Source organism: Nocardia sp. NPDC004604 (assembly GCF_040609795.1).
Classification (GTDB): domain Bacteria; phylum Actinomycetota; class Actinomycetes; order Mycobacteriales; family Mycobacteriaceae; genus Nocardia.
Window position 1 is genome coordinate 1 of sequence record NZ_JBEXLC010000223.1, and the last position, 10,131, is coordinate 10,131.

The following is a 10,131-nucleotide window of genomic DNA, read 5'->3' on the forward strand; positions in this document are numbered from 1 at the left end:
GATCGCGCCCGCCGCCGCAGCGGCTACTCAGGCGCCGTCGCCGCCTACGAGCGCGCGGCGGGTTTGAGCACCGATGCGGCGGCCCGCGTCCGCCGACTGGTTTCGGCCGCCGAAACCGCCGGTGAGTCCGGACAATTGGACCGCGCCAGCCGCTTGGCCGAACGCGCGGCCACCCAGACCACCGACCCACTGCTCTGCGCCCGACTGGACCTGGTCCGCGCCACTGCGGAATTCGGTGCGGGCAAACCACTTTCGGCACATCGGCTGCTACTGACCGGCACCGATCTGGTACGCACCGACGATCCGGCACGCGCCGCCCGCATCCTCATGCAGGCGGTGCATACGGCCTGGTACCTCGGCGCACCGGAACTCGCGGAGGTGGCCGAGCACATCAATGCGCTGCCCCTGCCCGAATCCGAGCCGATGGCCCCCATCGCCCGCTACACGGTCGCCGGCATCGATGGCCGATTCACCGTCGACCTGTGCGAAGCGGCCGCCGCGGCCCGGCGCAACGGTGCGGACAGCCCACGCGATCTGGTGCAGATGTGCGGCATCGGGATGGTCGTCGGCCAAGACGAACAGGCCGCGGAACTGGCCAAAACCCTCATCGCCGAATGCCGCGACCAGGGTCGCATCGCCCTGCTGCCGACGCTGCTGTTCTTCCGCGCCGAGACCGAACTGTTCCTCGGCCGTCCCCGCGAGGGCCGCATCGCCGCGACCGAGGGCCTGCGGATCGCCCAGGACATCGGACAGCGGCACTGGATCAGCCAGATGTCGAGCTATCTGGCCTATCTGGCCGCCATCGAAGGTCGCGAACAGGACTGCCGAGAATTGGTCGACCGAGCACTCGCCGAAGAACTCGGCGGCGCCACCGCGCCCGGCGCACCATGGACGCTGGCGGCGCTCGGCGTACTCGATCTCGGCCAGGGCAAGGTGGACAGCGCACTCTCGCGACTGGAACTGCTCACCGTGGAACCCGCCCGCCACCACGTGATCGGTCTGCGCGCCCTGCCCGACCTGATCGAGGCGGCGGTGCGCCTCGGCAGCCCCGAGCGCGCAGGTGACGCGCTGCAGCGACTGAAGAACTGGGCCAAGGCATCGCAACAAGAGTGGATTGCCGCCCTGGTCCAGCGGTGTATGGCATTGGTAGCGCCGGAAGCCAAGGCGGAGAAGCACTTTCAAGCCGCGCTCGAGCAGGGCGGTCGCCCCTTCGAACAGGCGAGAACCCAATTGCTTTTCGGCGAATGGCTACGACGCAGCCGCCGAAAGACCGAGGCGCGCAACCAACTCCAACCCGCCCTGGAAACCTTCGACCGCCTCGACGCCACCCCCTGGGCCGCGCGCGCCCGCACCGAACTCGCCGCCCTCGGCGTCGGCACCGCCACCCGCCCGACCACCGGCGTCCTGGCCCGCCTGACCCCGCAGGAACTCCAGATCGTCCGCCTCGCCGCCCAGGGCATGTCCAACCGAGATATCGCCGCCCAACTCTTCCTGAGCCCCCGCACCATAGGCCACCACCTCTACAAGGCCTACCCCAAACTAGGCGTCCTCTCCCGCACCGAACTCACCGACCTCCCCCTACACACCGCCTAACCCCACACCTCGGGGCACCAACCCACTGGACAAGCGATCACCATGCACTCACGCCGGTAAACACCGAGAACACCCCTGCACCAGCGCATTCTCGCGGGTGCCCAAGATCTTTCCCCGCGCCCACACCCCCGCCCCCACGCCCGCCCGGCACCTCGAACGGTCAGTGCCCGCGCTCACCCCGGTCTCGCGCTCCTACCTGCCCAATGACCCAGCGGCCAGCACCAACCGCGGCCGCGGCCAGCACCGCAACCTGGAGCGATCCCGTGATCAGGGCGAGTACGAGGCAGACGACCAAGCCGAGGGCGAGTGCCTCGAGCTTGTACATCGGCCACGCGCTGCCCGCGATTTCCACCGCCGGGGGGCGGGTCGAGGGGTGAACCACTGCCATGGCGTCAGGCTACACGGATGCGGAAGTTCGGGCCACCTAACATTGGGTCGGGAACACGGCCGCGCCCGGCGGTGTTGTCGGTGTCATGCCATTGACAGGTGAATATGCACCGAGCACCTCCGACTGGGCTCGTGACCAGGCCGAACAGATCGAGAACTCCGGCGGCGCCGAGGGCACGACGTTGCAGGGCAAGCCCGTCATCGTGCTGACCAGCAAGGGCGCGAAGACCGGCCTGCTGCGCAAGACCGCACTGATGCGGGTCGAGCACGACGGCGAGTACGCGATCGTCGCCTCGCTGGGCGGCGCGCCGAAGCATCCCGTCTGGTACTGGAACATCAAGGCCGAGCCGCATGTCGAGCTGCGCGACGGGGCCGTGAACAAGGACTACACCGCGCGCGAGGTCTTCGGAGAGGAGAAGGCGCTGTGGTGGGAGCGGGCGGTCGAGGTCTGGCCCGATTACGCGAACTATCAGACCAAGACGGCCCGCGAAATCCCGGTTTTCGTCCTGACGCCTCGGTAGATCCGACCCGGCTAGCGGCCGGGAAACCGACCGTTTGCCCTCCTCAGACGCCCACCCGCCGCGTCCGGCCGACGCGGCGGGTGGCAGCATGTTTCGGGTGTCCAATCCGCTGGAACTCCTCGACGACCAGTCCACTTCTCGTCCCACGCTGAGCGCGGACGAGATCGACGCCGCCGCCAAGCGAATTGCCGACATTATCGAGCCGACCCCGCTGCAGCACAGCCCACGGCTTTCCGCACTGACCGGCGCGCAGGTCTACCTCAAGCGCGAGGACCTGACGGCCGTGCGTTCCTATAAGCTGCGCGGCGCCTACAACCTGATCGTCCAGCTCACCGAGTCCGAGCGGGCCGCGGGCGTGGTCGCGGCCAGTGCGGGCAATCACGCCCAGGGAGTGGCCTTCGCCTGCAATGCGATGGGTATCAAGGGCCGTATCTACGTGCCGACCACCACACCGAAGCAGAAGCGCGACCGCATCCGGGTGCACGGCGGCGATTACGTCGAACTGATCGCGGTCGGGGAAACCTATGACGCCGCGGCGGCGGCCGCCGCCGAGGATGTCGAGCGCACCGGCGCCACCATAGTGCCGCCGTTCGACGATCCGCGCACCGCGGCCGGACAGGGCACCATCGCCCCGGAGATCCTGGAGCAGCTCGGCGGCCGAACCCCCGATCTGGTGGTGATCCCGGTCGGCGGCGGCGGCTGCCTGGCGGGCATCGGCACCTATCTGCGCGAGCGCTCGCCCAGCACCGGCATCCTCGGCGCCGAACCGGCGGGCGCGGCCTCGATGACCGCCGCACTGGTCGCGGGCGGCCCGGTGACGCTGCCGGAGATCGATCCGTTCGTCGACGGCGCCGCGGTGCGCCAGGTCGGCCAGCTGCCCTATACGGCGATTTCCGCATTCGGCGGCCGGGTGGTCTCGCATGGGTCGCTGCCCTTGCTGACCGCGACCGAATCACCAAGGGGTGCTGGCGCTTTCCAGATGATGCACATCGACGAGGGCGCAATCTGCACGACGATGCTCGAGCTCTACCAGAACGAGGGCATCATCGCCGAACCCGCGGGCGCACTGTCGGTGGCGGCGCTGGCCGAAATCGAGGTCGAGCCGGGTTCCACAGTGGTGTGCCTGGTCTCCGGCGGCAATAACGATGTGTCGCGCTACGGCGAGATCATCGAGCGCTCGCTGGTCCATCGGGGCCTGAAACACTATTTCCTGGTGGACTTTCCGCAGGAGCCGGGCGCATTGCGGCGGTTCCTCAATGAGGTGCTCGGTCCCGATGACGACATCACCCTGTTCGAGTACGTCAAGCGCAATAACCGGGAGACCGGTGCCGCACTGGTCGGCATCGAACTCGGCGCACCGGACGGACTCGGCCCCCTGCTGGAGCGGATGGACGATTCGCCGATCCAGTGCGAACGTCTCGAGCCGGATTCCCCGGCCTACCGCTACCTCACCTGAGCAACCACCAGCAGCACGAATACGAACCGGCCGCATGGACATTGGTCCCCGCGGCCGGTTTTGCATTCCCCGACTACGCTGCCTTGGGCGTCTCCACCACGGCGGCGGCCCGCCGGGTCGTGCGCAGGCCCGCCATAACCATCGGCAACAGCCATGCGGCCGAGGCCTGATCGAAACTCAGCTGCCCCACCGAAAGCCGGTTGTGCACGAACCCGACCGACAGCCCCAGGCGCGGCTCGGCCCAGCCGAAGGAGCCGCCTAGGCCGATATGGCCGAAGCCGCCGCGCGCGCCGGGCATCGGCAGCGAGTGGTAACCCAGATGCCAGAGCATCGGCGCGTAGAACAGTGTGTGGTCGAGACGGAAGGTCCGAATCCGGCTCAGCTCCTTAATGGTTCGCGGTGACAGGTACTGCACACCGTCGGCCACGCCGCCATTGGCCAGCGCGCCGTACATGGTGGCCAGTGCGGGGGCGGTGCACACACCATTGCCCGCACCGAGTTCGGTATCGAGGATGGGCGGCAGCTCACCCTCCAGAATGGTCTCCAGCCCGGGCAGGAACAGACACCGTGCGGCCGCGCCGAGCGCACCGGGCAGACCATAGCTGCGGCCCAAAACCTTTGTGCTGATCGGCTTTCCGATCAGAGTCAGCTGGGTACCCGCCAGCGGCGCATAGGTCGTCGTCGCGTGCGCGGGCGGCTTGCCGAGGTGGATGCCGTCGATGCCGAGCGGATCGGCGACCTCGGTGCGGAACAACTCGCCCATCCCGTGGCCGGTGACGGCGCGGGCCAGTCCGGCGAGCAGCCAGCCGAAGGTGAGCGCGTGATAGGCCGGAGTGCCGAGCAGGTGGTCGGGTTTCGCGGCGGCGAGGCGTTCCTCCATCAGCTGGTGGTCGAGCACGTCCTCGAGTCCAGCGGCGATCGGGTTGAGACCACCGAGTCCGGCACTGTGGGTCATGACCTGACGAATGGTGATGTCGCCCTTGCCGTTCTGGCCGAACTCCGGCCAGTACTCGGCCATCGGGGCCGCGTAGTCGAGCAGACCGCGATCGGCCAGTCGGTGGATGACCGTAGCGGTGACACCCTTGGTCGCGGAGAAGACGATCGACCCGGTGTCCTGGGTCCAGGGCCTGTCGCCCGCACTGCCGGTCCAGATGTCGACCAGCGGCTCGCCGCGCAGATGCACGGCCAGGGCGCCGCCCGCCCCCCGGCGGTGCCCGAAGACCTTCGCGAATGCGCGTGCCAATGGTGCGAATTCGGCGGTGGCGCTGCCACCGACACCATCGGGGAGATCCGCTAGGTCCCCGGGTGCAGCCACGTTGCTCATATACCAACGGTAATGGCGCCGAACAGCCTCGGCAATGATCCTGTCTCGGACAGTTATATTCAGCGATTTTCCGGTAATCGCACTGCGGGCACGGGGTTTCGCTATCCGGTCTCGAGTATCACGAACGAGTGGCCCGGAATCTCCGTCGCGGCAATGCCTTCGGTCGCAGGCTCCCACGACAACCGGGAATAACCGGCGATGGGCACGGTGACCTGGTCTTCGGCGAGATTGCACAGCAAGGTCAACGGGCCGCGACGGACCGCGATCCAGCGGGCGTTCTCGTCATAGTCGACGGATACGCGGGTCAGCCATGGGTCGGTGATCTCGGCTCGTTCGCGCCGCAAGCCGATCAGTTTTCGATAGCAGGAAACTAGCCGAGCATGCCGATCTCGTGCCGGCTCGGACCAATCGAGCTTCGAACGCAGGAACGTTTCGGGGTCCTGCGGGTCCGGTACATCGTCGGTGTCCCAGCCATGTTCGGCGAATTCGGCCTTGCGCCCGCTCGCGGTGGCCGCCCCGAGCACCGGATCGGTGTGCGAGGTGAAGTACTGGAACGGGGTGCGCGCGCCCCATTCCTCTCCCATGAACAGCATGGGCGTGTACGCCGAGAACAGCACCAGGGCGGCCTTGATCGCGAGCTGGCCGTCGGTGAGATAGGCGCTCGGGCGGTCCCCGAGCGCCCGGTTGCCGATCTGATCGTGGGTGCAAGTGTAGGCCAATAGCGCACTCGCCGGGACCAGCCGGGTATCGATGGGGCGGCCGTGGATTCGGCCGCGGAAGCTGGAATACGTTCCAGCGTGGAAGAAGCCGTGCGTCAATGTCTGTGCCAGACAGCGCAGCGTGCCGAAATCAGCATAGTAGCCCTGGCGTTCACCCGAGACCGCCGTATGCACGGCGTGGTGCAGGTCGTCGTTCCACTGGCCGGTCAGCCCATAGCCGCCCGCCGCACGGGGGGTGATGAGTCGCGGATCATTGAGGTCGCTCTCCGCGATCAGCGACAGCGGCCTGCGCACATGTGCGGCAAGGCATTCGGTCTCGGTGGCCAGCTCGGCCAGTATGTGGGTCGCGGTGCGGTCGACCAGCGCGTGCACCGCATCCAGCCGCAGTGCGTCGATGTGGAAGTCGCGCAGCCAGCGCAGTGCGTTATCGATAATGAAGCGACGCACCGGATCCGAGGCCGGTCCATCCAGATTGAGACTCTGCCCCCAGGTGTTGCGGCCCTCGGTCAGATAGGGCGCAAAGCGGGGCAGGTAGTTACCGGACGGGCCGAAATGGTTGTAGACGACATCGAGTGCGACCGCTAAACCCCTTGTGTGACAGGCATTCACGAAGCGCTGCAACCCATCCGGGCCGCCATAGGGCTCGTGCACCGCATACCAGAGCACGCCATCGTAGCCCCAGTTGTGGATGCCGTCGAAAGCATTGACCGGCATCAGCTCGACCATGGTGACACCGAGTTCGACGAGGTGGTCGAGGCGTTCGATGGCGGCGTCGAAGGTGCCATCGGGGGTGAAGGTGCCCAGATGCAGTTCGTAGACGATCGCGCCCGCCAGCGGGCGGCCGGTCCAGCCCGCATCGGTCCACCCGGCCGGATCGAGAGTGTGCACCGCCGAGCGGCCGTGCACGCCGTCGGGCTGTCCGGCCGAGCGCGGATCGGGCAGGACGGTCGGATCGTCGTCGAGCAGGTAGCCGTAGCGCGCGCCGGACCGGGCGGGGATCTCGGCTCGCCACCAGCCGTCGGCGGACCTCGTCATCGGATGCACGCTGCCGTCGACCTCGACCCGCACCCGTTCCGGTCGCGGGGCCCACACCTCGAACAAGGTCACCGAGCCAGCATCGCATGCCGCCCGCCGTGCGGCCCGCTGACATCGGCCGCACAGCTGACCATTGCCCGCGCCGCGACCCCCTGACACAGTGAAGGAGTGGGAATCTACAGCGATCAGGTCGTACCGCGCCTGGTGAATCTGGCCTGCGGAGCAGGATCCAACAATCCGCAGCGCAAGCGCGCCTGCGCCGGACTGCACGGGCGCATGATGGAGATCGGCTTCGGTTCCGGGCTGAATATCCCGTTCTATCCGGCAAGCGTCGAGTCGGTCAGCGCGGTCGAACCCGCTGACCTCGGTTGGCAACTGGCGGGCAAGCGGCTCGCGAAGGCCACCGTGCCGGTCGAACGCGCCGGACTCGACGGCCAATCATTGCCGTTTGCCAATAAGAGCTTCGACTCCGCCCTCTCCACCTGGACGATGTGCACGATTCCGGATATCGCGGCCGCGCTGGCCGAGGTGCGCCGGGTGCTCGTCCCCGGCGGAACCCTGCACTTCGTCGAACACGGACTGGCCCCGAATCCGAGCGTCCAGGTGTGGCAGCACCGGCTGAATCCGATCCAGAAGGCCATTGCGGGCGGCTGCAATCTCGACCGGAATATCCGCGGCCTGGTCGAGGATGCCGGATTCGAGATCCGCGACCTCGATGAGTTCTACGCCGACGGACCCAAGTTCATCGCCGCACTCTCGTTGGGTGTCGCGGTCTCGCCATAGCCCAACCGCCTCTCTCTCGATGCAGTGGCGGGAGCCTCGAGCACGACCGCGCTCTCCGCCGGCGCACTATTGGTCACCTTCACCTACCTCGGCGCGCTGCTGGCCCGCACGACCGGCATCGCGGAGGGCCGAAACCAGCGCCCGAACACTAACCGCCGCAACACCTCTCGATGACGAATGCCCGAACCCTGCACGCGGGTCCGGGCGTTCGGCCGTGGCAGGTGTGGGCTAACCCGCGAGGCAGCCGGGGCCGAGCAGGGCCTTGAGGTCGCCCATCAGCGCCGAGGACGGCGAAACGCGCAGGCTGTCGGCCAATTTCCACAGCGACGTATTGTCGCGGGCGCCCACATGGCGGATGTGGACGTCGGCGGTGCCCGGATGTCTGGACAGGATGCGCTTGAGTTCGCCGATCTTGTCGGGTGTGCACAGGCGCGTCGGCATGACCACCGCGAGCGGCTTGGCCACACCGATCGAGGACAGGTCGGGGACGGCGAGATCGTTGGCGATCAATGAGATTCGATCGTCACGCACCGACACCCTGGCCTTCACCAGGACGACCGCATCCTCCACCACATCCGCGCCGTAGACCGAATAGGCCTGCGGGAAGAACAACACCTCGATACCACCGGTCAGATCCTCGATCTGCGCCGAGGCCCAGGCCAGGCCGTTCTTATTGATGCGGCGGTTGACCGAGGCGAGGATGCCGCCGATGGTCACCTGGGCGCCGTCCTTGATATCGCCCTCGAGAATGACCGGAATCGGCGTATCCGCCTGTGCCGCGAGCACATGTTCGACGCCGTTGAGCGGATGCCCCGACACGTACAGGCCGAGCATTTCGCGCTCGAGCGCCAGCTTGTGCTTGGTCTCCCACTCATCGTCGGGCACCTTGACATTGAAGACCGAGGCCACCGAATCGTCGCCGTCGTCCAGCCCGCCGAACAGGTCGAACTGGCCGATCGCCTCCGCCTTCTTGGTGGACATCACCGCATCGATGGCATCGGAGTGGATCAGCAGCAGACCCTTGCGCGGATGTCCGAGGGAATCGAATCCGCCTGCCTTGATGAGGGATTCGGTGACCTTCTTGGTGCAGGCAATGGCGTCGATCTTGTTCAGATAGTCGGAGAAGTCGGTGAACTTCGACTTGTCCTTGCGCGCCTGGAGGATCGAGGTGACGACGTTTGCGCCGACATTGCGCACCGCGCCGAGACCGAACCGGATGTCCTTGCCCACCGAGGCGAAGTTCAGCTCGGATTCATTGACATCCGGCGGCAGCACGGTGATGCCGAGGCGGCGGCAATCGGACAGATAGACCGCGGCCTTGTCCTTATCGTCACCGACGGAGGTGAGCAGGGCCGCCATATATTCGGCGGGATAGTTCGCCTTGAGATAGGCGGTCCAGTAGGAGATCAGGCCGTAGGCGGCGGCGTGCGATTTGTTGAACGCGTAACCGGCGAACGGCAGGATTGTGTCCCACAGCGCCTTGATCGCGGGCTTGGAGAAGCCGCTCGCCTGCATGCCCGCCTCGAAGCCCTCGAACTCCGCGGCCAGCACCTCGGCCTTCTTCTTACCCATCGCGCGGCGCAGAATATCGGCTCGGCCGAGCGAGTATCCGGCCACCTTCTGCGCGACGTGCATGATCTGCTCTTGGTAGACGATCAGACCGTAGGTCTCGCCGAGAATGTCCTTGAGCGGCTCCTCCAGCTCCGGATGGATCGGCTTGACCTCTTGCCGGTCGTTCTTGCGGTCGGCGTAGTCGTTGTGCGCGTTCATGCCCATCGGGCCGGGGCGGTACAGCGCGCCGACGGCGACGATGTCCTCGAACGCGGTCGGCTGCATGCGGCGCAGCAGATCGCGCATGGGCCCACCATCGAGCTGGAATACGCCGAGAGTGTCACCGCGCGAAAGCAATTCGTAGGTGAGCTGATCGTCCAGCGGCAACCGGTCCATATCCAGATCGATGCCGCGGTTGGCCTGGATGTTCTCCAGCGCATCACCGATCACCGTCAGGTTGCGCAGACCGAGGAAGTCCATCTTGAGCAGGCCGATGGCCTCACATGACGGATAGTCCCAGCCGGTGATCAGCGCACCGTCCTGCGGCCGCTTCCACACCGGGATGGCGTCGGTGAGCGGATCACAGGACATGATGACCGCGCAGGCGTGCACACCCGCGTTGCGGATCAGCCCCTCGAGGCCGCGCGCGGTCTCGTAGATCTTCGCGACATCTGGATTGTTGCCGATGAGTTCGCGGACCTCGGCGGCCTCCTTGTACCGCTCGTGCTCCGGATCGGTGATGCCAGAGACCGAGATGTCCTT

9 protein-coding genes are annotated in these 10,131 nt (G+C 66.8%); 5 read left to right on the forward strand and 4 right to left on the reverse strand.

Annotation, left to right across the window (positions count from 1 at the left end; genetic code table 11):
* Window positions 1-1,593, forward strand: a 1,593-nt coding sequence (locus tag ABZW16_RS41130; RefSeq protein WP_354961575.1) for a LuxR C-terminal-related transcriptional regulator, incomplete at its 5' end; no start/stop codon positions are given.
* Between the two features lie 160 nt (window positions 1,594-1,753).
* On the opposite strand, the gene ABZW16_RS41135 is transcribed toward ABZW16_RS41130, so the two are convergent.
* Window positions 1,754-1,981 (reverse strand): hypothetical protein, encoded by a 228-nt coding sequence (locus tag ABZW16_RS41135; RefSeq protein WP_354961576.1) that lies wholly within the window; start codon window positions 1,979-1,981, stop codon window positions 1,754-1,756.
* Window positions 1,982-2,066: 85 nt separating this feature from the next.
* On the opposite strand from ABZW16_RS41135, the gene ABZW16_RS41140 reads away from it, so the two are divergent.
* Together ABZW16_RS41140 and ilvA are read left to right on the forward strand one after the other, a co-directional pair.
* Entirely contained in the window at window positions 2,067-2,501 is a 435-nt protein-coding gene (locus tag ABZW16_RS41140) for a nitroreductase family deazaflavin-dependent oxidoreductase (protein WP_354961577.1), read from the forward strand.
* Between the two features lie 97 nt (window positions 2,502-2,598).
* Window positions 2,599-3,957: a threonine ammonia-lyase IlvA gene (ilvA, locus tag ABZW16_RS41145; RefSeq protein ID WP_354961578.1), complete on the forward strand. Its 1,359-nt coding sequence runs from the start codon at window positions 2,599-2,601 to the stop codon at window positions 3,955-3,957.
* A 73-nt stretch (window positions 3,958-4,030) separates the two neighbouring features.
* Here the strand turns inward: ilvA and ABZW16_RS41150 are convergent, their stop codons facing one another.
* Both ABZW16_RS41150 and treZ read right to left on the reverse strand, forming a co-directional pair.
* The gene (locus ABZW16_RS41150) at window positions 4,031-5,281 is read right to left on the reverse strand and encodes a serine hydrolase (RefSeq protein WP_354961579.1); all 1,251 of its coding nucleotides are present in this window, start codon (window positions 5,279-5,281) and stop codon (window positions 4,031-4,033) included.
* A gap of 101 nt (window positions 5,282-5,382) precedes the next feature.
* Complete coding sequence (treZ, locus tag ABZW16_RS41155; protein ID WP_354961580.1) at window positions 5,383-7,107, reverse strand: malto-oligosyltrehalose trehalohydrolase; 1,725 nt, start codon at window positions 7,105-7,107, stop codon at window positions 5,383-5,385.
* A 96-nt stretch (window positions 7,108-7,203) separates the two neighbouring features.
* Here treZ and ABZW16_RS41160 point away from each other — a divergent pair, with 96 nt between their 5' ends.
* Together ABZW16_RS41160 and ABZW16_RS41165 are read left to right on the forward strand one after the other, a co-directional pair.
* Window positions 7,204-7,818, forward strand: a complete 615-nt coding sequence (locus ABZW16_RS41160) for a class I SAM-dependent methyltransferase (RefSeq protein ID WP_354961581.1) — start codon at window positions 7,204-7,206, stop codon at window positions 7,816-7,818.
* Between the two features lie 24 nt (window positions 7,819-7,842).
* Complete coding sequence (locus ABZW16_RS41165) at window positions 7,843-7,992, forward strand: hypothetical protein (protein ID WP_354961582.1); 150 nt, start codon at window positions 7,843-7,845, stop codon at window positions 7,990-7,992.
* 54 nt (window positions 7,993-8,046) lie between these two features.
* On the opposite strand, the gene dnaE is transcribed toward ABZW16_RS41165, so the two are convergent.
* The coding region (gene dnaE, locus ABZW16_RS41170) for a DNA polymerase III subunit alpha (protein ID WP_354961583.1) at window positions 8,047-10,131 on the reverse strand (2,085 nt) is incomplete at its 5' end.